General features: G+C 63.9%; 27 protein-coding genes. All 27 read right to left on the reverse strand.

Going from position 1 to position 24,572, the window contains the following annotated elements:
* Nucleotides 1-3: 3 nt before the first annotated feature.
* The 27 genes from HDE76_RS15530 to fliF all read right to left on the reverse strand — a co-directional run bounded on the left by HDE76_RS15530 (nt 4) and on the right by fliF (nt 24,563).
* Nucleotides 4-393, reverse strand: coding sequence for a DUF2802 domain-containing protein (locus HDE76_RS15530; protein ID WP_179478349.1), 390 nt, complete (start codon nt 391-393; stop codon nt 4-6).
* Nucleotides 394-400: 7 nt separating this feature from the next.
* The gene (locus HDE76_RS15535) at nt 401-880 is read right to left on the reverse strand and encodes a chemotaxis protein CheW (protein WP_184508901.1); all 480 of its coding nucleotides are present in this window, start codon (nt 878-880) and stop codon (nt 401-403) included.
* Nucleotides 877-1,425 carry a hypothetical protein gene (locus HDE76_RS15540; protein ID WP_184508903.1) on the reverse strand — a complete coding sequence of 183 codons (549 nt, stop codon included), beginning with the start codon at nt 1,423-1,425 and terminating at the stop codon, nt 877-879. The genes HDE76_RS15535 and HDE76_RS15540 overlap by 4 nt, the downstream gene beginning before the upstream one ends.
* Nucleotides 1,422-2,207, reverse strand: coding sequence for a ParA family protein (locus HDE76_RS15545; RefSeq protein ID WP_184508905.1), 786 nt, complete (start codon nt 2,205-2,207; stop codon nt 1,422-1,424). The genes HDE76_RS15540 and HDE76_RS15545 overlap by 4 nt, the downstream gene beginning before the upstream one ends.
* Nucleotides 2,208-2,210: 3 nt before the next feature.
* Nucleotides 2,211-3,266 (reverse strand): flagellar motor protein MotD, encoded by a 1,056-nt coding sequence (gene motD / locus HDE76_RS15550; RefSeq protein ID WP_184508908.1) that lies wholly within the window; start codon nt 3,264-3,266, stop codon nt 2,211-2,213.
* On the reverse strand, nt 3,263-4,003 hold the full coding sequence (locus tag HDE76_RS15555) for a flagellar motor protein (protein WP_179478358.1): 741 nt from the start codon (nt 4,001-4,003) through the stop codon (nt 3,263-3,265). Before HDE76_RS15555 ends, motD begins: the two co-directional genes overlap by 4 nt.
* A 1-nt stretch (nt 4,004) precedes the next feature.
* Nucleotides 4,005-6,014 carry a chemotaxis protein CheA gene (locus tag HDE76_RS15560; protein WP_184508910.1) on the reverse strand — a complete coding sequence of 670 codons (2,010 nt, stop codon included), beginning with the start codon at nt 6,012-6,014 and terminating at the stop codon, nt 4,005-4,007.
* 13 nt (nt 6,015-6,027) lie between these two features.
* On the reverse strand, nt 6,028-6,669 hold the full coding sequence (locus tag HDE76_RS15565; RefSeq protein ID WP_179478362.1) for a protein phosphatase CheZ: 642 nt from the start codon (nt 6,667-6,669) through the stop codon (nt 6,028-6,030).
* Nucleotides 6,666-7,073, reverse strand: a complete 408-nt coding sequence (locus tag HDE76_RS15570; protein WP_179478364.1) for a chemotaxis response regulator CheY — start codon at nt 7,071-7,073, stop codon at nt 6,666-6,668. Before HDE76_RS15570 ends, HDE76_RS15565 begins: the two co-directional genes overlap by 4 nt.
* Nucleotides 7,074-7,269: 196 nt before the next feature.
* Nucleotides 7,270-8,019: an RNA polymerase sigma factor FliA gene (locus tag HDE76_RS15575; protein WP_184508912.1), complete on the reverse strand. Its 750-nt coding sequence runs from the start codon at nt 8,017-8,019 to the stop codon at nt 7,270-7,272.
* A gap of 2 nt (nt 8,020-8,021) precedes the next feature.
* Nucleotides 8,022-8,966 carry a MinD/ParA family protein gene (locus HDE76_RS15580; RefSeq protein WP_184508913.1) on the reverse strand — a complete coding sequence of 315 codons (945 nt, stop codon included), beginning with the start codon at nt 8,964-8,966 and terminating at the stop codon, nt 8,022-8,024.
* Nucleotides 8,963-10,198: a flagellar biosynthesis protein FlhF gene (gene flhF, locus HDE76_RS15585; protein WP_179478370.1), complete on the reverse strand. Its 1,236-nt coding sequence runs from the start codon at nt 10,196-10,198 to the stop codon at nt 8,963-8,965. Before flhF ends, HDE76_RS15580 begins: the two co-directional genes overlap by 4 nt.
* A 127-nt stretch (nt 10,199-10,325) precedes the next feature.
* Entirely contained in the window at nt 10,326-12,416 is a 2,091-nt protein-coding gene (gene flhA / locus HDE76_RS15590) for a flagellar biosynthesis protein FlhA (protein ID WP_179478372.1), read from the reverse strand.
* A 30-nt stretch (nt 12,417-12,446) separates the two neighbouring features.
* On the reverse strand, nt 12,447-13,586 hold the full coding sequence (gene flhB, locus HDE76_RS15595; protein WP_179478374.1) for a flagellar biosynthesis protein FlhB: 1,140 nt from the start codon (nt 13,584-13,586) through the stop codon (nt 12,447-12,449).
* 9 nt (nt 13,587-13,595) lie between these two features.
* Complete coding sequence (fliR, locus tag HDE76_RS15600; protein ID WP_184508916.1) at nt 13,596-14,366, reverse strand: flagellar biosynthetic protein FliR; 771 nt, start codon at nt 14,364-14,366, stop codon at nt 13,596-13,598.
* Nucleotides 14,363-14,632 carry a flagellar biosynthesis protein FliQ gene (gene fliQ / locus HDE76_RS15605; protein ID WP_179478378.1) on the reverse strand — a complete coding sequence of 90 codons (270 nt, stop codon included), beginning with the start codon at nt 14,630-14,632 and terminating at the stop codon, nt 14,363-14,365. Before fliQ ends, fliR begins: the two co-directional genes overlap by 4 nt.
* Nucleotides 14,629-15,429, reverse strand: a complete 801-nt coding sequence (gene fliP / locus HDE76_RS15610; protein WP_304624926.1) for a flagellar type III secretion system pore protein FliP — start codon at nt 15,427-15,429, stop codon at nt 14,629-14,631. Before fliP ends, fliQ begins: the two co-directional genes overlap by 4 nt.
* Entirely contained in the window at nt 15,429-15,803 is a 375-nt protein-coding gene (gene fliO, locus HDE76_RS15615; protein WP_255481628.1) for a flagellar biosynthetic protein FliO, read from the reverse strand. The genes fliP and fliO overlap by 1 nt, the downstream gene beginning before the upstream one ends.
* A complete protein-coding gene (fliN, locus tag HDE76_RS15620) occupies nt 15,800-16,165 on the reverse strand; it encodes a flagellar motor switch protein FliN (RefSeq protein WP_179478381.1) in 366 nt (121 codons plus the stop codon). The genes fliO and fliN overlap by 4 nt, the downstream gene beginning before the upstream one ends.
* Nucleotides 16,162-17,175, reverse strand: a complete 1,014-nt coding sequence (fliM, locus tag HDE76_RS15625; protein ID WP_179478383.1) for a flagellar motor switch protein FliM — start codon at nt 17,173-17,175, stop codon at nt 16,162-16,164. Before fliM ends, fliN begins: the two co-directional genes overlap by 4 nt.
* 14 nt (nt 17,176-17,189) lie before the next feature.
* A complete protein-coding gene (locus tag HDE76_RS15630; protein ID WP_179478385.1) occupies nt 17,190-17,702 on the reverse strand; it encodes a flagellar basal body-associated FliL family protein in 513 nt (170 codons plus the stop codon).
* Between the two features lie 395 nt (nt 17,703-18,097).
* On the reverse strand, nt 18,098-19,372 hold the full coding sequence (locus HDE76_RS15635; RefSeq protein WP_184508918.1) for a flagellar hook-length control protein FliK: 1,275 nt from the start codon (nt 19,370-19,372) through the stop codon (nt 18,098-18,100).
* A 69-nt stretch (nt 19,373-19,441) separates the two neighbouring features.
* On the reverse strand, nt 19,442-19,873 hold the full coding sequence (fliJ, locus tag HDE76_RS15640) for a flagellar export protein FliJ (RefSeq protein ID WP_184508920.1): 432 nt from the start codon (nt 19,871-19,873) through the stop codon (nt 19,442-19,444).
* On the reverse strand, nt 19,870-21,237 hold the full coding sequence (gene fliI / locus HDE76_RS15645; protein WP_255457714.1) for a flagellar protein export ATPase FliI: 1,368 nt from the start codon (nt 21,235-21,237) through the stop codon (nt 19,870-19,872). Before fliI ends, fliJ begins: the two co-directional genes overlap by 4 nt.
* Complete coding sequence (locus HDE76_RS15650) at nt 21,234-21,872, reverse strand: FliH/SctL family protein (protein WP_184508922.1); 639 nt, start codon at nt 21,870-21,872, stop codon at nt 21,234-21,236. The genes fliI and HDE76_RS15650 overlap by 4 nt, the downstream gene beginning before the upstream one ends.
* Nucleotides 21,872-22,882 (reverse strand): flagellar motor switch protein FliG, encoded by a 1,011-nt coding sequence (gene fliG / locus HDE76_RS15655; RefSeq protein ID WP_179478393.1) that lies wholly within the window; start codon nt 22,880-22,882, stop codon nt 21,872-21,874. The genes HDE76_RS15650 and fliG overlap by 1 nt, the downstream gene beginning before the upstream one ends.
* Nucleotides 22,872-24,563 (reverse strand): flagellar basal-body MS-ring/collar protein FliF, encoded by a 1,692-nt coding sequence (gene fliF, locus HDE76_RS15660; protein WP_179478395.1) that lies wholly within the window; start codon nt 24,561-24,563, stop codon nt 22,872-22,874. Before fliF ends, fliG begins: the two co-directional genes overlap by 11 nt.
* Nucleotides 24,564-24,572 lie beyond the last annotated feature (9 nt).

Below are 24,572 nucleotides of genomic sequence, written 5' to 3' on the forward strand. Positions count from 1 at the left end.
CCGTCAGCTACGGTCGGCGTAGAGACGTTGAACCAGCTCCGCTTCGTTGCGCGACAGGCCGCAGCGCTCCATCAGAACCTCCAGCGCGCTGCCTTCCCGGGCCAACTGCTGGGCCAATTCGTAGTTGTGCATGACGGCATGCTGGACGGGCCCGGTCGGCGCAGGCGCAGGAGTGAGCGGTAAGGTGCGGGTGACGCTTCGGCTGCGCTCATCGATTCGCCGCAGGCGTTCATCCAGAGCGTCCAGCCGATGCTCGATCTTACCGAGGGTGCTGGTCGTCAACAGGGCCGGCACGTTGTTGGCCTGCGTGATCAGATCGCGCCGCAACCGGCGCCCCTGATACCAGAGCAGCGCAAAAGAACCTGCTTGCAACAGCACCAGCAAAATCAGCAACGCTGCCTCAAGCCACACGGTGCAAATCCGGGGCCAGCCGACACAGTCGGGGTACATCGAGCAGCGCCACAAAGTGCCCTTGCCAGGCGAGCACGGCCTGTACCGGATCGTCGTCGTGTTTCGATCGATTCGGCGGCGGGGCATCGATCGCCTCGGCCGTCGGTCGCAGGATGTCGCCGACCGCATCCACTCGCAAACCCACCCGATGGCCTTCATAGGCAAACACCACGATGCGCACGGACTCGACATCGCCCGGTGGCGCGGCATCCAGGCCGAGGCGGCGGCGGCCGTCGATCAGCGGCACGATGTTGCCGCGCAACTGGCAGATACCCAGCAGATCGTCTGCTGCGCCCGGCACCGGCGTGGGAGCATGATCGTGAATGACTTCACTGACGTGACTCAACGGTGCGGCGTAATGCTGCCCGGCCAACTGAAACGCCAGCCAAGGCTGCCGCGCGATCGTGTCTGCATGGTAGGGATGACTCATACGCTTGGATTACCTCGGTGGTCGCGATCCAGCATATCCAGAAGTGCCACGACATCAAGCACCGCGCGGCGGCCGTTCTTGCACATACCGCCAAGCCATGGGCGATGACGGCGTTCGGGGCGCGCCACCCGCCAGTCGATATCCGCACTGGCGATGCGCGAGGTTTCCTCTTCGGTGCTGCGACAGGCCAGAGCCCAGCGCCAGCCGTGGAGCACGACCAGCATATCGGCCGCAGGCTCATGCAGATGGTCGGCAAGAATGCGCGCGAGGTCGACAACGCGTACGGATCGACGGGTTTCACCGTCGTCAGCCTGCACCTTATCGCCTTCAACGGAAGACGCCGGCAGGATGTCGGCGACTTGGTTCATCGGTATGGCGACCACGACACCGGCTGCGGTGCATATGAGGTAACCGCTGGTCGACGGCGGCCATGACGAGTCCCGCTCCACGGCGGCGGCGGCAGGCAGCGGCGACGGCGCGTCGCTGAGCAGATCGTCCAGATAATCGTCGACCGCCTGGAATGCGGGTAGCGTGTCGCCATTCATGCCGAGGCTTCCGTGAAAGTTCGTCCGGCCGCAAGCAGTTCGTGCAGGAGAGCGCGGTAACTTTCGGTGCTTTGCCGGGCCGCCGGCCAGCACGTCAGCGGCTGACCGTGCTCGGCTGCCTCGCAAATCTGCGGATCGACTGCAATCACCTGTCGAGTCACCGCGTGCCGATAGCGCTCACGCAAGCTCATCAGCGAGACCCGGCTGTGCGCTGCGTCGACGTCGTACATGGTGGGCACGATCCAATGCGGCAGCACGCGCCCCATCGAACGCTCGATCATTTGCATACTGCGCAGCATGCGCTCGAGTCCGTCCAGAGCAAGTGCCTCGGTCTGCGTCGGCATCAACAACCGCTGCGCCGCGGCCAGCGCGTTGATCATCAGCAGGCCGAGCGTGGGCGGACAGTCGAGCAGCACGTAGTCGTATACATTGTTGAGCATGGTCAGCGCATTGGCGAGAATCCTTCCGGTTCCCTTGTGTGCGGCCAGTTGACGATCCAGCGTGGCCATCGGTGCCGCCGCCGGCAGCAGCCACAGACCACTGTGTCCGGTACTCCGCGCCAGGCTGGCGATCGCGGGCGGATGATGTTGGCGGAAGAGCTCATACACGCTGCCCATGCCGCTGAGGTCTTCCAGTGAGAAATACCCGCTCAACGATGCGTGCGGGTCCAGATCCACCAGCAGCACGCGCATGCCCTCTTCCGCAAGCAAAGCGCCCAGCGTGGCAGTCGTGGTGGTCTTGCCCACCCCACCCTTTTGATTGGCGATAGCCCAGATATCCACGCGTCAGTCCTTGGCGTCCAGATGCGCCGTCGCCATGGCCGGTCTATCTGCGCCAGCGATGACGAGCGGTGGCGCTATAGCTGGCGGCATCACGGTAGGAGACAAAACGGAGGCTTGCACCGCGGTGGGCGCGGTTATCGGCGGTGAAGTGGCGATCGGAACCGATGATCGGCCATCGGGCACGTTGGGATCGGTATCGGCCGTGTGATTGATCTGATCGCTGTGGCTGTAAAAGCGTGTCGGCGCCTCCGGATTGCTCAACACGACGACCAAGACACGGCGATTGCGATTGCGGCCGTCCTGGCTGAGGTTGTCCGCCGACGGATGGTATTGGCCCCAGCCGACAATCCCGAGTCGATCCGGCTCTACGCCATGATCGGCGAACAGCCGCGCCACGCTCGCTGCGCGCGCAGCGGACAATTCCCAGTTGGACGGATACAGCGCCGTATTGATCGGCACATCGTCGGTATAGCCCTCGACCCTCAGCGGGTTGGCAAAAGGCGCAAGGATCTGGCCGAGATTGGCGAGGATCTGATTGGCCGATGGCGATAGCGTTGCCACCCCACTGGGAAACAGGATATCGGTGCGGATTTCGATTTCCAGCCAGTTGTTGGTGCGCCTGACGACCACCATGTTTTTGTCGATCAGCGGCTGCAACGCGTGTTCGACCTGGCTGCGGATGCGCTCCAGATCTTGTCGATCGTTACCGGGTTTGTCTTGGCTTGCCTGCGCCTGCGGCTTGATCGGAACGATCATCGCACGCGTCGGTACCGGTGGCGGAATGCGCGCCAACGGTGCGCTGGGTATGGGTGACGGTACGGTGGCCTGCATCGAGGCGCTAGCCGGCAAATTGCCCGACGGCACCGGCCGAATCACCTGCCGCGTGCCGTTGAAGGCTTCGGAGATCGACTGCGCCAGCGCTCTGTATTTGCTCGTGTTGACACTCGACATGGCATACAAAACCACGAACAGCGCAAGCAGCAGGGTCAGCAGGTCCGCATAGGGAATCACCCAGGCTTCGGTGTTGACGTGCTCTTCGTGTTTTTTTTTGCGTCTCATGCGAGATAGCCCTGCAGCTTGCTTTCTATCTGGCGAGGGTTGTCGCCCTGCGCGATCGACACGAGTCCCTCGATGACGATCTCTCGCACCTGGGTCTGTTTGTTGATCAGCGCCTTCAGGCGCGAACCGATCGGCAGCAGCAGCAGGTTGGCCAGACTGATGCCGTAGATCGTCGCAACGAAGGCCGCAGCGATACCGTGACCGAGCTTGTTAGGATCGGTGAGATCGCGCATGACCGCCATCAGGCCCAGCACGGCGCCGATGATGCCCATCGTGGGCGAATAGATTCCCGCATTTTCATAGACTTTCGCGGCATTCAGATCCGCGTGTTCGCGCGTTTCCAGTTCGACTTCCAGCACGCTGCGAATGGCCTCCGGTTCGTTGCCGTCGACCAGCATCTGCATGCCCTTTCGAATGAACGGGTCGGACTCGGCGTCGATCTGCGGCTCGAGGCCGAGCAGGCCCTGGCGGCGGGAAATTTCGCTCCAGCCGACCACCCGGCTGATCAGATTTTCCGGCTGCAGCATCGGCGGCTTGTACACCATGATCAGCATGCCCATCGCCTGCTTGAGCACGCGCCCCTGCGTGTGCAGCATTATCGCCGCGATGGTGCCGCCAAAAACGATGGTGAAGGCGGCCGGATTCCAAAGCGCCGATACGTCGGTACCTTTGAGGATGGCGCCCACGATGAGTACGGCGAACGCCAGAATGGTGCCGATGATGCTGATCAGATCCATGTCAGGCGGAGACCTTCAGCGAGGGGAGCAATCGATCACCGTCCCCGGCCAGCACCGCCAGATCGAGCACCAGGGCGAGCTGACCGTCGCCGGTCACGGTGGCGCCGGCCACGCCGGGCACGCCGTCGAACAGCGGCCCCAGCGGCTTGACCATCACGTCTTCGCGACCGATGACCTCGTGCACCAGACAGCCCAGATGCAGATGGCCGACGTGCAGCACCACCACATGGCCGCCCGCGTCATCGTCGATACCGGCCCAGCCGGCGAGATCGCCGAGCACCAGGGCACGACCGCGATGGGCGACGACGCGACGACCGTCCAGCGCATGGTCCTGCGCCGCGTTCAACTCGAAGACCTCGCTGACGTTGCCCAGCGGCAGCGCGAACAAGCGGTCGCCCACGCGCACCATCAGCACACGCAGGATCGCCAGTGTCAGCGGCACCGTCAGCTCCAGTGTGCTGCCATGACCCAGACGCGAACGAACCTGCAACGTGCCGCCTAGCTCGGCCACGCGCGTCTTGACCACGTCCATGCCCACGCCGCGACCGGAAATATCCGAAATCGTGGCGGCCGTGCTGAAACCGGGGCGGAAAATCAATTCATAGCATTCGACCTCGGACAGATGCGCCGCCTGCGCGGCATCGATCACGCCTTTCTCCACCGCCTTGCGTCGCAGCACCTCCGGGTCCATGCCGCGGCCGTCGTCGCTGACCGAAATGACGATGCGCTCGCCGCGCTGGCTCGCCGCTAGGCGCACGCTGCCCTTGCGCGGCTTGCCGGCCCGCTCGCGCTCCGATGGCGTCTCCAGACCGTGGTCGACCGCATTGCGCAGCAGATGAACCAGCGGATCGGCCAAGGCCTCGACCAGACTGCGGTCGAGATCCGTGTCCTCGCCTTCCTGGATCAGTTCGATCTCTTTGCCCAGCTGTCGCGCGAGGTCGCGCACGATCCGAGGAAAGCGCTGAAACAGCCGGCCCACCGGCTGCATCCGCATGCCGAGCACGGCGGTTTGCAGCTCGTTGGAAATCCGATCGAGCTCGCCGGCGGCCACGCTCAGCGGCTCGCTGTCGATGCGCGAAGCCAGGGTCAACAGCCGATTGCGCGCCAGCACCAGCTCGCCGGCACGATTGAGCATCGTATCGAGCTTGGCAGTGTCCACGCGCACAGTGGTTTCCGCAGCGGCCTTCGGCTTGGCTGGCGCCGCGGTCGAGGCGCTTGCGGCCGCGGCCGTCGGGAGAGGCTCTGCCATCGCCGTGGCAACAGGCTCCGGCATGGGGTCGGCAGCCGCCGTTTCGGTCACGCCGGGCGCCACGCCTTTTCCGTGCAATTGGTCGAGCAGCGCTTCGAATTCGTCCGCCTCGATCACGCCAGCGCCAGAGGACGGCACGTTGCTTTTTGCCGCCGGCGCCATCGGCACCTCGGCAGCATCCGCCCCCGGCGCACCGCCCGTACCGTAAAGACTGTCCAGCAGCGCTTCGAACTCGCTCTCAGTGATATTCGCGTCGGACGCGCTCGCCGTAGCCGATGGGGATTCGCTCAACTGATCCAGCATGCGCTCGAAAGCCTCTTCGACCGTATCGGTGTGGATGCTGCCTTTCACGACCCGGGCGCTGCCGATGTCCGGCTTCGCGGCGACGGGTCGCAAACGATCCAGCAGCGACATCGGCGGGGGCGTCAACGGCGTCGATGCGTTCAGCGCATCCATCATGCCGTTGAGCTGGTCCAGCGCTTCGAGCAGGGCATCCATCTGCGCCGAACCGAGCACCACGGCACCGTTGCGCGCCTCGTTGAGCAATTCTTCCGCGCAATGACACAATTGCACCATCGGTTCGATAGCCAAAAACCCGGCGCCGCCCTTGACCGTGTGGAAAACGCGGAATACCGCGTTCAGTAGTTCCCGGTCCAGCGGCGCGGTTTCCAGCTGGATCAGCTGCTCGCCCAGCCGCAATATCAATTCGCCGGCCTCCACCAGAAAATCGTCGCGCAGTTCACGGTCGAGCGTGGGATCCATCAGCTGGCGTCCCTTAGAATCCGAACTCGCTGAGCAGGCGATCGGCTTCGTCCTGGCTGGAAACTTTGGCCACGGCCTCGGGCTTGTCGCCCGATGCCAGGGAACCGGTCAGGCGCACCAGCTCGAGCAGCGAGGTTTCGACCGATTCGATGAAGCTGACCACTTTCTTGATGCGCTGCCCGGACAAATCCTGCCAGGACTGCGCCATCACCATGTCATCCAGCCCTTCGCCGCATTTTTCGGCAAAGGCGATGGCCTGGTGAGCCAGTACTGCGGCCGGGTCGGTCGTGCCTTTGGCGAAGTCGAGCACTTCGGCGGCATTGGCCGACAGCGCCACGGCTTCCGGGCGCATGCGGTCGGCGAAGTCGAGACTGCGATGGGCGGCCTTCGCGCTCATGTCGAGCACTTCCACCAGATGTTTGCGTGCGTCTGCCATGCTTTCCGGCACGCCTTCGAACGTCAGCTCGCCACCGAGGCGGCGCATGGCGCCATGAAGATCGCGGGCAAGCCGGCCCAGCGCACGGAACAAATGCTGTTCGCGCTCTCGCACGATCCTGTCCAGCGCCTGCTCGAAGGCAAGCCCATCCTCGCTATTGAGCAAGGCCAGCACTTCGGGCGGCAGGTTTTCGATGACGTCGGACTGGATCGCGCTCATGCGGTGGCTCCTGCGGCGGCCAGCCGTTCGAAGATTTTTTCCAACTTTTCACGAAGCGTAATGGCCGTGAAAGGCTTGACGATATAACCGTTCACGCCTGCCTGAGCGGCGGCGATGATCTGCTCGCGATTGTTTTCCGCGGTCACCATGAGTACCGGTAATCCTTTCCACTTGGGTTCGGCGCGAATCGCGCGCAGCAGGTCGATGCCAGTCATGTTGGGCATGTTCCAGTCGGTGACGACCATGTCGAATGCCGTTGTCCGCATAAGGGCAAGCGCATTCTCGCCATCGTCGGCCTCCTGGATCAGCGGATTGCTGAAACCAAGCTCCACCAGGAGGTTGCGAACGATTCGGCGCATGGTGGAAAAATCATCGACCACCAGGATTTTCATATTCTTGTCCAAACACTCTCTCCACTAGCCCTGTCCAGGGCGACTGAGGCAGCACATAAAATCCACGACCTGCGGTGGATATCGGCACTGCACAGACCAGTCGGTCTCAGGCGATACCGAATCCAACACACCACTTTGTTTGCCATGCGCCGCGCGTCAACCGTCGTTCTTTCCCACGCCCCTCATTCAAGCGGCGCTGATCGGCGCATTACGGGCTGGCGTCGTCGCACCATGCGCCCATCCGCGAACGCAGTCTGATCAGCGCCTGCCCATGGATCTGACACACGCGCGACTCGGTCACACCCAGTACCAAACCGATCTCCTTCAAATTCAACTCCTGCTCGTAATACAACGACATCACCAGCTGCTCGCGGTCAGGCAGGGTAGTGATTGCCTTGGCCAGCGCCGTCCGCATCCCGCTGCGCTCGATCCGCTCCTGCGGACTCAAACCGCTCTGGTCGACGATGTCCATCGCGCCGCTGCCTTCGCCACCTTCGCCATCGTCAGGCGCCGTAAGGCTCAGCAAGCGGGCACCGGCAGCATCGGCCAGCACCTGGTGATACTCCTCGACGCTCATGCCCAATCGCCGCATCACCTCGGCAGCGTCGGCATCTGCGCCCGTCTCGTTCTCTATCTTGCGTACCACCTCGGCGACTTCCCGGGCCTTGCGATGCACCGATCGCGGGGTCCAGTCGGTGCGCCGCAATTCGTCGAGCATCGCGCCGCGGATTCGTATACCCGCATAGGTTTCGAAGCTCGCGGAGCGATCGGTGGCGAAATTGCGCGCGGCCTCCAGCAAGCCGATCATGCCGGCCTGCACCAGATCGCCCACATCCACGCTGGGCGGCAGACGCCCCATCAAGTGGTAGGCGATGCGACGCACAAGCGGCGCATGCTGCCTGACCAGCTGATCGGCTTCCGCACGCTGTAGCTGTAGGTATTCCGAAGCGACACTCATCCTCACCACCCCGCTGCCGAAGCGTTCTGACCGCTGAAAAAGGCGATCCGACCAAGATCCGGATACACGGGCTCTTTCCATGTATCGACCGCACTGGCCATTTGCTTAAATCCCATGGCTGAACGACTGGATGGCCACAGATCGACTACCGCACCCTGGCGCTTGATCGCCTGTCGCAGCCGCTCGTCATGCGGTATGACGCCCATCAAACTGAGCGCCACATCGAGGAAGCGCTCACTGACGCGAGCCAGTTTCTCGTAAAGAAGCCTCGCCTCGCCCGCGTGCCGGACCATGTTGGTGACAATATGGAATCGCCGCACGCCGAAATCCCGGCTGAGCAATTTGATCAACGCGTACGCATCGGTGAGCGAGGCCGGTTCGTCGCACACCACGACCAGCACATCGTCGGCCGCCGCCGCAAACATCATCACGTCGTCCGATACGCCGGCGGCGGTGTCCACCACCAGGTACTCCGGCGGAACGATCAGATCGTCGAAGGCGCGGATCACGGCCGCGTGCTCGCCGTTGCACATCTGCGCCAGCTGGCGTGCACCCGAGCCGCCCGGCACCACTTTCAGCCCATGCGGCCCCGGGATGATCAGGTCCTGCAGCGAGCAGTTGCCTTCAAGCATATGTCCCACGTGCCGCAGCGGCGTCAGGCCCAGCTGCACATCAACGTTGGCGACGCTCATATCGGCATCGAGCAGCATCACGTCGCGACCGGCCATCGACATCGCCATGGCCAGATTGACCGCCACGGTCGTCTTGCCCACGCCGCCCTTGCCGGCCGCTACGGTCAGCGTTCGTGTCGGGCGCCGCGGTGGCGTCATCGCGCGAAGACTGGATGCCTGATGCAGCACTTCCGCATCGCGCGGCCGCGGCGACGGCGGTGCCGCAAACAGATTCTGCAAACCCCAAGCTTGATCCACCGGAATAGCCCCGTTCATAGACTTGCCACCGCCAGACCGAATCGCTCGGCCATTTCCACATCGTCGACAGCCGGAGCGAGGCGCCGCTGAACCTGCGCGGCCCGGCACACCAGCACGCGCGCATCGGCGGCGCTGATGTCTTCGGGCACACGCTGGCCGTCCGTCGTGCAATCCAGCGGCAGACGGTGACGAATCAGCACCGACAGCACGCCGCCCAGGCTCGGCGCTTCGTCCAGCTTGGTCACGATGCACGCTTGCGGCTGCAGCGGAAGGTAGGCGCGCACCGAATCGTCCAGCGACGACGCCTGCGCGTTCGCCGCCAGCACCAGACAGGTACGCAAGCGACCGTCGCCGTTGGCCTGGCGCAATACCTCCTGCTGCTGTTCAAGACGCGGGTCGCTGCCGGCAACGCCAGCGGTGTCGATCAGCACGGTGTGATGCTCGCTCAGACTGTCCAGCGCCCTAGTCAGGCTGGCGGCGTCGTGCGCCGAATAGACGCGCACGCCGAGCAGGCGCCCATAGTGTTCCAGCTGCGCCGCGGCCCCGATACGGTAATGATCGGTGCTGATGAGCGCGACCTTGCCCGGACCGTGGCGCATGACCGCGCGCGCGGCGAGTTTGGCGACGGTGGTGGTCTTGCCCACGCCGGTAGGCCCGACCAGCGCGGTAATGCCACCGGTCTCAGCCAGATCGCGGCCGCTGACTTTCAGGTTGCGGCTGAGCAGACCCAGGGGCAAATAGCGCGCCTGATCGGCGCTCAGCTGCTCGGGCAATTCTTCGATCAACTGCCGCGCCACATCCGTTTCGATACCCAGGCGTGTCATGTCGCGCAGCACGCGCGCACGCATCGGGCGACGGCGCTCCATGTCATTCCAGGCCAGGCTCGACAACTGCTGTTCGAGCAACTCGCGCAGGCCGCCCAGCTCAGCGCGCATGCGCGCCGCCTCGAGCACGTTTTGTTCGACGATCGGCTGCAGCGTGGACAGTTCGCTCGGCGGTACCGGCATCGGCGGCGGCGAAACCTGCGCACGACGTTCGGCCGTCGCGGGACCGGCGACGGATTCAGGCATCGGTGCACCGTGCCGTGCGGCCTCACGAACCAGCGTTTCGTCGTAGTCGATGGCCGCGATGATCTCGATGCCATCGTCGAGTCGGCGAGTAGAAAGAATCACCGCATCGGCGCCTTGATCTGCGCGCACCTCACGCATCGCCTGGCGCATGTCCGCGGCAAGAAATCGCTTGATCTTCATGGACGGCTCCGGCGCAGCCTTTGCGATGCCTTAAGAACGTCGAATGCCGATGGATCGACTCGCGCCTTCAACGTGATTTTTTCAAACTTCATGCCGCGCTCCGTTACCCATCGTTCGACCTCGTCCCTCAACGCCCCAGGGCCTGGACCAACCTGACTCGGCGGTTGTCCGGCACCTCGTTATAGGCAAGCACATGCAGGTTCTGCGCCACATGCCGAGTGAACCTGGCCAACCACGGTCGGAGCTGCGGTTGAACCAACAACACGGCCGGTTCGCCACTCACTTCCTGACGCTGGGCGGCCTCGGCCACTGTCTGCTGCAAACGGTCGGCCAGGCCCGGTTCCACCGCCGCACCGCCGACGCCGCTGCTCGAAAGAGAGCTGAGCAAAATCTGTTCCAACTCCGGTGCCAGCGTCAGCACCGGAATTTCGGTACCCAAACCGGCGATTTCCTGGACGATCTGCCGACCCAGCGCAACGCGTACCGATGCCGTCAAGGTGCCGGGATCCTGACTCTGCCCGGCGTGCTCCGCCAAAGACTCGACGATGCTGCGCATGTTGCGGATCGGTACCCGCTCCGCCAGCAGGTTCTGCAGCACCTTGACCACGACACCCAGCGCGAGCCGCTTGGGCACGAGATCTTCCACCAGCTTTGGCGCGCTCGTGGCGAGGCGGTCCAGCAACTGCTGGACATCCTGATGACTGAGCAATTCGTGCGCATGGTTCTGCAGCAAATGCGACAAGTGGGTCGCGATCACCGTGGCCGGATCGACCACCGTATAACCCAGGCTTTGCGCGTGGTCGCGCTGGCTGCCTTCGATCCACACCGCCTCCAGCCCGAAGGCCGGATCGCGTGTGGTCAAGCCTTGCAGGGTGCCATGGACGCGGCCCGGGTTGATCGCCATATAGCGCTCGGTATACACCTCGGCCTCGCCCATCGGCACGCCCATCAAGGTGATCCGGTAGGTGTTGGGAGCCAGATCCAGGTTGTCGCGAATATGGACCGCAGAGACCAGAAAGCCGAGCTCCTGCGACAGTTTGCGGCGCACCGACTTGATCCGGCCCATCAGCTCGCCGCCCTGGTTCTTGTCGACCAGCGGAATCAATCTGTAGCCGACTTCCAGGCCGACCGGGTCCACACTGGCAACATCCTCCCAACCCAATTCGAGCCGTTCGGCCGGCAGCGGTGCCGGCAGCGCCTCGGCCGCGGCCTTGGCCACGCCGGCTTTCGCTTCCGCGTCGCGGCGCTTCATCATCCAGGCGGCGGCTCCGCATGCCGATGCCAGGATGAGGAAGGCGATATTCGGCATGCCGGGAATCAGCCCCATCACCAGCAGCACCACGCCGGCCACGGCCAGCGCGCGCGGCTGTGCGAACACCTGGCCGATCACCTGCTTGCCCATGTCCTGCGACTTGGAAACGCGCGTGACGATGACCGCCGTGGCGACCGACAGCATCAGCGACGGCACCTGGGCCACCAGACCGTCGCCGATGGTCAGCAGCGTATACGTACGCGCCGCTTCGCCGGCGGAAAGACCGTGCTGCATGATGCCGACGAAAAAGCCGCCGACGATATTGATCAGCAGGATCAGAATGCCCGCCGTGGCATCGCCGCGAACGAATTTCGACGCACCGTCCATCGAACCGTAGAAATCCGCTTCTTCGCGCACCTCCTGCCGGCGATCGCGCGCCTGATCCTGGGTCAACAGGCCGGCGTTGAGATCGGCGTCGATCGCCATCTGCTTGCCGGGCATCGAGTCCAGAGTGAAGCGTGCAGTCACTTCCGACACGCGCGTGGCGCCTTTGGTGATCACCACGAAGTTGATGATGGTGAGGATCGCGAACACCACCAGACCGACCGCGAAATTCCCGCCGATCACGAACTCGCCGAAAGCCTCGATCACTTTGCCTGCCGCGCCGGGACCATCGTGACCGTGCAGCAGCACCACGCGGGTCGAGGCGATGTTGAGCGCCAGCCGCAGCAGTGTCGCCATCAGCACCACCGTCGGAAACGCGGCAAACTCGAGTGGCCGCATCACGTAGACGACCGCCAGCAGAATGACCAGCGACAGCGCGATGTTGAAGCTGAAAAGCATGTCGAGAATGAACGGCGGCAGCGGCAGCATCAGCATCGCCAGCATCGCCAGCATCACCACCGGCGCACCGACACCGCGGCGGCTCACCTGCTTGAATGTTTCGAATGCGCTTGTCGTGGCCATGCCATGCTGCCCTGGTGGTGTGCTGCGTTGTTACGGTTCGCGGTAACGGCCCTGCAAGTCGGGATCGACCTCGGGTCGCGGCGGCGGCGGAATGGGGTCGCCGTGTTCGGTCGCCTGCCGCAGCTGATAGACGTAGGCAAGAATCTGCGCGACCGCGACGTAGAGCGCGGAAGGAATCTCCTGGCCAAGCTGGGTGGTGGCATACAAGGCCCGCGCCAGCGGCGGCGCTTCGACCAGAGGGATGCGATGCGCTGCAGCCACCAGACGAATCTGCTGGGCCAGCACGTCGGCGCCCCTGGCGATCACGCGCGGCGCGCGCATGCGGCTGTCGTCGTATTTCAGCGCCACCGCAAAGTGGGTCGGGTTCACCACCACGACATCGGCCTTGGGCAACTCCTGCATCATGCGGCGGCGTGAAAGCTGCTGCGCCACCTGCCGAATGCGATTCTTCAGTTCCGGGCTGCCGTCGCTGTCTTTATGCTCGTCGCGCACTTCCTGCTTGGTCATGCGATGACGACGGTTGTAATCGAAGCGCTGCCAGAGTGCATCGATGCCACCGATAAAACCGAGCACCAGTCCGAACGTCAGTCCGGCTTGTCCCAACAGCTTGAGCATTTCGCCGATACCGGCACGTACCGAGCCGGTGCCGGTCGCCAGCACGGCGGACTCGGCATGTCGCAGCAGCAAGACCAGCGCCCCGCCGATAAAGCCGAGTTTCAGCAGCGACTTGCCCAACTCGACCAGACCGTTCATGGAAAACAGCCGGCCGATGCCGGCGATCGGATCGAGTCGATCGAACTTCGGCTGCAGCGCCTGCGCGCTGAAGCTCAGACCACCGATCAGGATCGGAGCGGCCAGGGTGCCAAGCACGGTCGCCATCAGCACGGGCAGCAGCAGCGCTATGGCCTCATGTCCCGCCGCGGACAACACGCGCAGCGGCAACTTATCGGTGAACAGCGCCTCGCGCGGATAGCTCATGCCCAGCCGGTAGATCTGCCGGGCATGGCGATACATCGGCTGGCCGTTGGCCAGCAGTGCGGTGACTCCCGCCAGCACGATCATGGCGCCGCCCAGATCGCGCGAACGCGGAACCTCGCCTTTGTCGCGCGCATCCTGCAGGCGTTTTTCCGAGGCCTGTTCGGTGCGGTCTTCGTTTTCCTGCTCGGCCATACGCGCGCCTCAGCCGCCGAGCAGCTGACGCATCAGCGCCGACGCAGCGCTCTGCAACGCGCCGTAGGAGCTGGCCAGACCGCGCATGGCCAACCACAGCGCGATGAAGCCCATGCAGATGCTGATCGGAAAACCGACCGCGAAAAGATTCATCGACGGCGCCGAACGGCTGATCGCGGCAAAGCCGATATTCACCAGCAGCAGCGCGGTCATCGCCGGCAAGGCCACGCGAAAGGCGCCCGCAAAAAGGTCGCCACCGGCAGCTACCACCGCGAACAAGGCATTGTTGCTGAGCCCCGACACACCCGGCTGCAGCGTCCGAAAACTGTCGGCGAGCAAGGCGATGACCTGCAAATGGCCATTCATCGCCAGAAACAGCAAGGTGACCAGCAGCAGGTAGAACTGACCCAGCACAGGCACACTGCCGCCGGAAGTGGGATTGATCAGTTCGGCAAAGCCCAGGCCCATGCTTTGGCCGACCAGGATGCCGCCGTAGGAGACCGCCTGAAACACCAGCTGCAGCACAAAGCCGACGCTGCCGCCGATCAGCATCTGACTGGCGATCGTGGCCACGCCGGCAGCGCTGAACATATCGCGCTGGGCCGGCGACAAGGGCGCCAGCACGAAGGTCAGCAGAACCACGGTCGCCACGCGGATTCGTGTCGGCAGCACGGTGGCACCGAAGATCGGCGCCACCAGGCAAAAGCCGCCCACGCGACCGAGCGCCCACAACATGCCGTTGAGCCAGCTCATCACCGTGGCCAGCTCCACGCTGTTCATTTGATGGCGTCGGGCAGGCCGACGATCAGCTGGTGGGTGAATTGCACCAGCGTACGCAGCATCCATGGACCGGCGATCAGCCCGACCAGCGCCATCGCCATCAGCTTGGGAATGAAGCTCAAGGTCATCTCGTTGATCTGCGTGGCGGCCTGGATAATACCCACCAGCAGACCCACGGCCAGCGCCGTAAGCAGCATCGGCGCAGCGACAAGTATCGCCACATAAAGCGAGTGCTGACCAAACTGCAGTACCCATTCCGGCGTCATGTGTAGAAACTCCCGGCAAGCGTTCCGATCAGCAGGGACCAGCCGTCGACCAGCACGAACAGCATGATCTTGAACGGCAGCGAGATGATCGCTGGCGAGACCATCGCCATACCCATCGACATCAGCACGCTGGCCACGACCAGATCGATGATCAGAAACGGAATGAACAGCAGAAAACCCATCTGAAAGGCGGTTTTCAGTTCACTGGTGAGAAATGCCGGCATCGCCACGCGAAACGGCACCTCCTCCTTATTGGCGTAGGGTTTCTCCTTGGCCAGGTGCGTGAACAGCTGCAGGTCGGCGTCGCGGGTCTGATCCAGCATGAAATGCTTGAACGGGGCCGCGGCCAGAGGGATCGCCTGCTCCGCACCCAGCTGGTAATCCATATACGGTTTGACGCCATCCTGATAGGCGTGGTTGATGACCGGCGACATCACGAACAGGGTCAGGAACAACGCCAGCCCGAGCAGCACCTGATTGGGCGGCGTCGATTGTGTCGCCAGCGCCTGACGCAGAAAACTCAGCACGATGATGATGCGCGTAAACGACGTCATCATGAGCAGCACGGCCGGTAACATGGTCAGCACGGTCATCAGCGCCAGCGTCTGCAGCGACAGACTCCAGTTCTGTCCACCGCCGACGTTCTGCACCGTGAATACCGGGATACCAGCCGACGATGAGGGCGTCTGGGCGATCGGCGCCACCGGCGCGATCGCGCCGCTCTGCGCGGCCGAAGCGGCCAGCGGCAGCAGGGCCAGCAAGAGACACAGCAACAGGCGCAGCATGGGCCGATTCATCAACGACGCCTCCAGCGGCCCAGCACTTCGCCAAAGCTTGGCATGGGCGTCGGTTCGGCGGCCACCGCTGGCGCTATGCCGTCATAGACGTGCAGCGTTCGCACGCCGCCCGTACCCACGCCGATCAGCAGACGCTTGCCATCGGCCTCCAGCAGCAGCACGCGTTCGCGGGTGCCGACCGATAGCGTTTCCAGGCAGCGCAGACGTCGCCCACCGGTGAACTGACGTGCCTGCAATCGGCGGCTCATCCAACCGGCCACGAAAATCAGCAGCACGATCCCGGCCAGACTCAGTACCACGCGCAACAGCTCGCCACCGACATCGATGTCGGGCGTGCTCGACGCAGCGACCGGCAACGCGACAGACAACATCATCGCAGCTTGCGCACGCGTTCGGACGGACTGATCACATCGGTCAGACGGATGCCGAATTTCTCGTTGATCACCACCACCTCGCCATGCGCCACCAGCATGCCGTTGACGAATACGTCCAGCGGTTCACCGGCAGCCCGATCGAGTTCCACAACCGAGCCCTGGTTGAGTTGCAGCAGATTGCGGATGCTGATGCGCGTTCGCCCCACTTCCATGGCAAGCGTTACCGGCACATCGAGAATCATGTCCAGGCTCACTTCGGCGCTCTCGCCCGGCGCCTCGTTCAAGGCATCGAATTCAACGCGCCCGTCGCCGGGAGAAAGGGGACTGCCCGTGCTGGGGCCGCTCTCGATGTTCTGACTCATGGGGCTTTCTCTTCGCTAAAGTCGAGGGTGGGTCGCAATTCGCGACGACGTACCTGGGAGTTGAATCGCACCGCGTACCGGCCGCCGGACTGACCGTAACGGCCGCGGAATATCGGGATATCTTCGGCAAATACGGTGGTCAGTTCGGGCAGGCTCAACGGGATCACGTCGCCAACGCGAAGCGACAGAAACTCGCCGATGTTTATGTGGGTTTCCAGCAGCAGCGCGCTGATCTCCAACTCGGCGTCCATCACTTCCTCGTGCAGGTTGTTGATCCAGCGATCGTCACGCTCCACCCGATCGCTCTGCACACCTGCATCGAGCATCGTTCTGATCGGCTCCACCATCGAGTAGGGCAGCGTGAGGTGGATCTCCCCGCCACCGCCATCGAGTTCGATGTGAAAGCGCGACACCACCACGGTCTCGGTCGGACTAACGATATTGGCGAACTGCGGATTGATTTCGGAATTGAGAAATTCGAACTGCACCGCCATGACCGGCGCCCACGCTTCAACCATCGCGGTGAAAACTTCCGCCAGCAGGATCTGGATAACGCGGTTTTCGGTCGGCGTGAAATCGCGGCCTTCGATGCGCGCGTGATACCGGCCGTCGCCGCCGAAGAAATTGTCGATCACGGTGAACACCAACCGCGGCTCCATCACTACCAGTCCGGTACCGCGCAGAGGCTTGAGCTTGATCAGGTTGAGATTGCTCGGCACGGCCAGACCCTGCACGTACTCGCTGAACTTGAGCATCCGCACGCCGAGCACCGAGACCTCGCAAGTCTTGCGCAGCACGCCGAACAGCGACGTACGAAAGAACCGCGCGAAACGATCGTTGACCATTTCCAGCGTAGGCAGGCGGCCGCGCACGATACGGTCTTGCTGAGTGAAGTCGTAGTCGAGGATCGCCGACGGATCCGGCGGCACGTCGCTCGCGGTTTCGACGTGGCCGTCGTCGACGCCATTGAGCAGCGCATCGATTTCTTCCTGTGAGAGTAGATCGCTCATTGCCGTGATCTCCCTTACTGCATCACGAAGCTGGTGAAGTACAGCGCATCGACTCCGGACCCGCCGAGCTTGTCGTCGACGATCTTGCGAATGGCCGCCAAAGCTTCGGACTGCAGCTTCTGCTTGCCCGCGGTGGTGCTGAGCTGATCGAACGTCTGGCTGCTGAACAGCATCACCAGCGCATTGCGAATGACCGGATCGTTGTCCTTGATGGTCTGGATCACCGCCGCATCGTGCGCCATGACGGTGACGCCGACCTGCAGGTAACGCGTGCCGTCGCCGTCTTGAAAATTCACCACGAATACTGGATCCAGCGGCAGATATAACGCCGCCATCTTCACCGGTGACGCCTTGCCGCCGGCCGCTTTCGGGGCCGACCGCATGTGGAAAAATACGAAACCGCCTGCGACCAGCGCGGCCAGCGCGATGCCCCCGATGATGATCAGCTTGGTACGGCTCTTGCGCCGACCGCCCTCGTTGGCGGCGACGGTGGTGGACTCGACTTCATCAATTTCTGCGTTGGCCATGAACGAACTCAATCTCTGGAAAAATGACTCGACGCTGTGCTGCAAACAAAACCGGGATGGACGAATCGAGAGGAACGAGAGAATCCCGATCGAACCTCGTAGACATCGTTTAGCAAACGCCATGCCATCGATGCGAACGCCGCTGCAGCGGGCGTTAGGGAGAGCCCGCCCCGGTGAGCAACGTTTTCTTGACGCGTGTCGACAAGCAGACACTGCCACGGCGTGGTGATTCCGTCGGAATCCGACGACGTTGTCGTGCCAACATCGATCGCCGGGAGGCGGCGCGTTTTGCTATCGGCACGCTACCGATGAGCGCACCGGCTAAAACCGGGCTCATCGATAGTCGATGTAAGAGCCAGCTTTCATGCATAGAAAAGGCGAACTGGCGGCCCTGCTCAGGCGAAGGCGTCGACCAGGCCGATGGCCAGCGGCGCCGACAACGGAGAAACGGCGGGGTCGATCGGTTCGACGTCGTTCGCCTGCGCAGGCGCCGACGATGCATGCCGCTGCGAATGGTCGAACTGTTGCTGCGCCGTGTGCTGGCCGACGGTGGCCTGCCCTAACGACAGGCCTTGGCCGCCTAGCATCTGGTTGAGCTGTTGCAGGCTTTGCTGCACGGCCGCGACCGTCGCCGGATGCTGTGCCACAAACACCACATCGACACGGCCGTGCTCGACGCTCACTTTCACGTCCAGCGGGCCGAGCTCCTGCGGGTTCAGACGGATCTGCGCCTGCTTGACCTCCTGCCCACCGAGCCAGCTGACCTGCTGACCGAGCTCCTGCGAAAAAGTGGGCGAGGTCACGTTCGCGGAGATGTTCAAGCTGTGCGGCGCCGCGCTGTTGCTCGTGGACGCAACCAATACCGGCGTCGCGAGCGCGCCACGAAGGGTGGCCAGGTCGCCCGCGTCTTGTGCCGGTCCAGCCTCTGGCGTGGTGGCATCCGCCGCTGCGGCCAGTGCGCTATGAGCGTTGCCGAAGAGGCTGTTGACCGAGGGCTGGGCCGAAGCATCGGTACTGGCCGCAGGCACGGTGGCGCTGTCGCTGTTGTCGTCGCCGGCATCGTCGGCGGACGCCGTTTCAGCATCATCCGTGGCCGAGAATGCACCGGTCGCTTTGCCCGGCATCGGCGCCACCGCAGCGGTGATCGAGAGTGATGTAGCGGATGTCGGCGTGCCGCTGTCGTTCGACGATGCAGCCATCTGGCTGGTGGAAACAGGCGCCGGCATCGGCGATGGCATCGGCATGCCGGTCACCGCCGGCTGCCCGGGCTTGGCCTCAGCGGCTTGGGGCGGTGTCTTGCCCGCCGACTTGCCATCGGTCGACGCGGTTGTCGGCGCAGCGGCATCGCCAGACGATTGCTGGATCAGCCCCAGCACTTGAGTGGCCGTCGGGACCGAACTGTCGGCGTCGGCACCATCGTCGTCGGTTGTTTGGTCCGCCTTGCCGTTCGCGCTGGCGCTGGCCGTGCTGGCCACGTTGGCTGGCGACGACTGGGCGCTGGAGGAGCGGCTGTCGGTAGCGTCGGATGCCTGCGACTGCCGATGCTGCACGTCCTGCAGATGCGTGTTGAACGTTGCGCTGTCGGCACGCTGATCGACCGGCGACGGCGGCGTGGTCGAACTCGCCGGGCTTGGCGCGGGTCGAGGTGCGATTATCGGAATGGCGCTCATGCGGTGGCACTCTTGCTCGACGTATTACCGATGAGCGCAGCAAAAACCAGGCCAGCGCAGAAACGCGATTCAGGTCGAGGCGGCGGGGCGCCGACGCTGCTGCATGCGTTCATCGATGTCGGCCTGCTCCTGACGCTGTTCGCTCTGCCGCTCGAGCGTGCGATAGCGGCCGACCACGCTGTCCAGAGCCTTTTCACGAGCATGCGCCTGCAGCCATTGCAGCCGTGTGGTTTCGGTCAGGTGCTGCTGCCGCTCCACTTCTCGGCGCTGCTGGACGATCGCCTGATCGATGCGCTCGACAAATTGTTGACGGTTGAGCAGCGCGCTGACCGTCAGGCCGCCAGCACTGAGGCTGTATTCCTTGCGGTAGCGTTCCAGTTCGTCCAGCTGCTGTTGCACATAGGCCGACCGCTGCTGCTGTTCGGCAAGTCGCTGCAGGGCCTCCTGCTCGCGGCGTTCGGCCTGATCCACTGCCGGCTGCAATCGCTCCGACCGGGTCATGCCCTGACCTCGGCCACCAGTTCTTTCAACCGTTCCTGCGCCTCGCGCAGCGACATTGGCTCGTCGACTTCCTGCTGCAGAAAAGCCTGTATCCGCGGCCACAGGGCGATGGCCTGATCGACCTGCGGATCGGCGCCTTTCTGGTAGGCACCCACGGCGATCAGATCGCGCTGCTGGCGATACGCCGAGTACACCTGGCGGAAACGCTGCGCCGCGCGCATCTGCTCCTTGTCGATCACCGCCGGCATCACGCGGCTGATCGACGCCTCGATATCGATGGACGGGTAGTGACCTGCTTCGGCCAGATCGCGCGATAGCACGATATGGCCATCGAGAATGGCCCGCGCGGCGTCCGCGATCGGATCGTGGCGATGGTCGTCGCCTTCGGTCAGCACGGTATAGAAGGCGGTAATCGAACCGCGTCCTTCGGCGTCGTTGCCGGCGCGTTCGACGAGCGCCGGCATCAGCGCGAATACCGACGGCGGATAGCCCTTGGTCGCCGGCGGCTCGCCGATGGCCAGTGCGATCTCGCGCTGCGCCTGCGCATAGCGGGTGAGCGAATCCATCAGCAGCAGCACGCGCTGGCCACGATCGCGAAACCACTCGGCGATGGCGGTGGCGTATTGCGCGCCGCGCAGTCGCTTGAGCGGCGGCGCATCGGCCGGGGCCGCGACGATGACCGCACGCGCACGCCCTTCGTGGCCTAGCGTCTGCTCGACGAATTCCTTCACCTCGCGACCGCGCTCGCCGATCAGGCCGACGACGACGACGTCGGCATCGGTGTAGCGCGTCATCATGCCCAGCAGCGTCGATTTGCCGACGCCGGAGCCTGCGAACAGGCCCAGACGCTGACCGCGGCCGACAGTAAGCAGTGCATTGATCGCGCGCACGCCGGTATCCAGCGGCGTATCGATCGGTTTGCGCGACATCGGATTGATCGGCGCGCGCTTGAGCGCCGCATGCTCGTCGACCTCGACCGGGCCCAGGCCATCCAGCGGTACGCCATCGGCGCCGATGACCCGCCCCAGCAACGCCTCGCCCACCGGCAAACCGCCCGCGCGCGAACACGGACGCACGCGCGCATTCGGCAGCACGCCGTGCATCTCGCTTGCCGGCATCAACAGCAAACGCTCGTCGGTGAAGCCCACCACCTCGGTATCCAGCACCGTACCGTCCGCGGTATCGACCAGGCAACGCGAACCCAGCGCCGCTTCGCAACCTTCGGCTTCCAGGGTCAGCCCGACGACACGGCGCAGGCGGCCTTCGACGGTGAGCAGGGAACTGGCGGCTGCACGCTGGGCTCGTTTCGCCAGCTGCTGCTGCCAGCGGTGCCGGCGTGCTTCGAGCGACAGCGCCGGACTCAAGCGACCACCTCGTCGATACCATCGTCGACATCGTTGCCGAGCACCACATCGATGACCGCCGCCAGACGCGTATCGACGCGCGCATCGAGCCGCGAGCGCTCGCTTTCCAGCATGCAGTCGCCACGGCTTAGCGTCGACCTGGCGCCCAGTTGCCACGTCGCCTCGGTCACGCCGAGTTCGCGCAACAACGTCAGGTCGTCGGGATGTACCCATACCCGCAGTTCGCGGGTGGCGGATGGCAGCGCCGCGGCCGCCTCGCGGACGGCCAGTTCGATCAGCGACGGATCGAGCTGCAATTCGCGCCCGACCACACGACGCGCCATCACCGTGGCAAGCCGCGCAAGCTCCTGTTCGGTGATGTCGTCCAGTGCATCGAGCGGACGGGCGGCCGCGACACAAAGCGACTCGAGGCGCGCCAGCTGCTCGTCGATCTGCTGTTTGGCCGCGGCGCGGCCTTCGGCAAAACCGGCAGCGTAACCTTCCTCCCGCGCGACGCGCTCGATCTCCTCCAGTTCGACAACCGTCGGCTGCGGTGGCGGAGCCGGTGCGGCAAGCGCTGCGGGAACGATGCCAATTTGCGGCAGCACCCAGCGCTCGAAATCAGCCGCCTTGTCGCAGCCGACGACGCCGGCCATCAGACGAACTCATCGCCGTTGGCCACGAGACTGATCTGACCGGCGTCGGCCATTTTGCGTGCGATGGTGAGCACTTCTTTTTGTGCCGCATCGACTTCGCTGAGCTTGACCGGTCCCTTGACCTCGAGGTCGTCGCGCAGCATGTCGGCCGCACGCTTGGACATGTTGGCGAAGATCTTTTCGCGCACCGCCGGTTCGGCGCCTTTCAGCGCCGTCACCAGCCGGGCCGAGGGCACTTCGCGCAGCAGGGCCTGCATGCTCCGGTCGTCGAGATCGGCGAGATCTTCGAAGACGAACATCAACTCCTCGATACGGCCGACAAGCGTGGCATCCTGACTGCGGATCGCCGCCATCAACTCCGTTTCGCGGCTCGTTTCCATGGCATTGAGGATATCCGCCGCTGCCTTCAGGCCACCGACGCTGGACGACTTCAGCTTGTTCGAGTTGCCGGAAAACTGACGCTCCATGATCTCGTCCAGCTCATTGAGCGCATGCGGCTGCACACCGTCGAGATTGGCAATGCGCATGACCGCGTCGCTACGCGTGCGCGTGGGCAGATAACCGATCACTTCGGCGGCCTGATCGGGCTCCAGATGAGCAAGCACCAGCGCAATGATCTGCGGATGTTCCATGCCGATCATTTCGGCAATGGCCCGACTTTCCATCCACTTCAGCGACTCCAGACCCTTGGCCGAACGACCCAGAAGAATACGGTCGATCAAACTGCCGGCCTTGGTTTCGCCCAGGGCGCTGACCAGCATCTTGCGAATGTATTCCTCGGTGCCGATGCCCAGCGAGGTCTGCCGACCGATGTCATCGTTCAGACGGCCGAGCACGTTTTCGACCTGTTCGCGCGACACGTTCGTCAGCGTGGCCATCGCGCTGCCTACCGCCTGCACCTCGCGCGCACTGAGGTGCTTGAGAACTTCCGCCGCGTCCTGCTCACCCAGCGTGAGTAGAAGAATCGCGGCGCGCTGAGCGCCCCCAAGATCGATCGACTCAGCTGCCATCGTCGCCTACCCAGTTCATGACTACTTGCGCTACCTGTTTTGGATTTTCCTGGACCAGCTTGCGGGCCTGGCCGATCTTCTGTTCGTAGGCCATCGACTGAATCTGCGGCGAGCTGATGCGCACAGGATCATCGCGCTCGTCCATGCGATCGTCATCGCCGATGCGCACCGAAACCGTGGGTAGCGGTCCGGCCAGCGCCGGTAGCGGTTCGGGCGCCCGCATCAGACCCTTGAGCAGGGGGCGCAGCAGGCCGAAGGCAATCAGCAGGGCGACAAGAATACCGGCGCCCTGCTTGATCAGATCCATCATGCCGGGGCGCTCCCAGAACGGCTGAACGAAGGGCGCCGCATCCGCCGGCGTCTCGGTAAATGCCTGATTGATCACGCTGACCGTGTCGCCGCGCTTCGCATCGAAACCGACGGCATTCTTGGCCAGGTCGGTGAGGTGCTGAAGATCCTGCGCTGCGAACGGCACGCTCTTGCCCTTGCCGTCGAGTGCCGCCTTGTTGTCGACCACCACGGCAACGGACAATCGCACCAGTCGGCCGGCGGGATCGCTGACGTGGCTGACGGTGCGGCCCAACTCGTAATTGCGCGTCGAACTCGACGAGGTTTCGCTGGGCGTGGAAGCCTGTGCAGTAGCTGCCGCGCCCGCCTTGGCATTGGCATTGGTGCCGGCATTGGGCTTGGCCGCGGTCGGCTGAGGTGCGCCATTGGGCGGCTGATTGCTCAACGCGCCAGCGATGGCGCCACCTGCATCGTCGCGCTTCTGCTCGCTGCTGGTCTGCTCGCTGCGCACTGCCGGATTGGCGCTGTCGTAACTTTCGGTGGCTTTTTCGGTCTGGCTGAAATCGAGATCGGCATGCACCTGAGCTCGGACGCGCCCGGCGCCGACCAGCGGTGTAAGCAGCGTTTCGATGCGCTGCGCGTAGCTGTTCTCCATGCGCGTAGCCAGGCGTAGACGCATGTCGCCCACGGCGCCTGGACTGTCTGGATCGCTTACGGTAAGCAGCGCGCCCTGCTGGTCGACCACCGATACCTGCGCCGGATCGAGATCGGGAACGCTGGCCGACACCAGATGCACGATCGCGGTTATCTGGCTGCTGTCGAGTTGGCGGCCGGGATAAAGCGTCAGCAGTACCGATGCGCTGGCCGGCCGGTTGTCGCGAATGAATGCCGAAGTCTTCGGCAAAGCCAGATGGACGCGTGCCGCTCGCACGAACTGCAAGCCGGCAATGGTGCTGCCGAGATCGGTTTCGAGCATCTGCTGGTAACGCGTGCTTTCGGCAAGATCGCTCATGCCGAACGGCGAATCGCTGGCCGGCATGACGCCGCCAGCGGTGCTGCCCTGCGGCAACCCTTGGCCGGCCAATCGAATCCGCGTGTCGGCGATCGTTTCGGCAGGGACAGAGATAGAGGCGCCGTCCGCACCCAACTTGTAGGGCGTGTTGCTGGCCTGCAGCGCCTGCGTGACGCTGGACGCATCCTTCGGATCGAGCCCGGCGTAAAGCAGGGCATAGTTGGGACCACGAGACCACAGCACGATGGCCACGCCAAACGCCACGGCGGCAGCGACACCGAACAACAGCATGAGCAGCCGAGTCGCCGGGTTGCGCAGCAGGCTTTTCAGCGGGTCCAGGCGCGAGCCGTTTCCTGACGATGTGATGGCGTTGTCGGCCATGAATACTCT

The organism is Rhodanobacter sp. ANJX3, from assembly GCF_014200755.1.
GTDB lineage: Bacteria > Pseudomonadota > Gammaproteobacteria > Xanthomonadales > Rhodanobacteraceae > Rhodanobacter.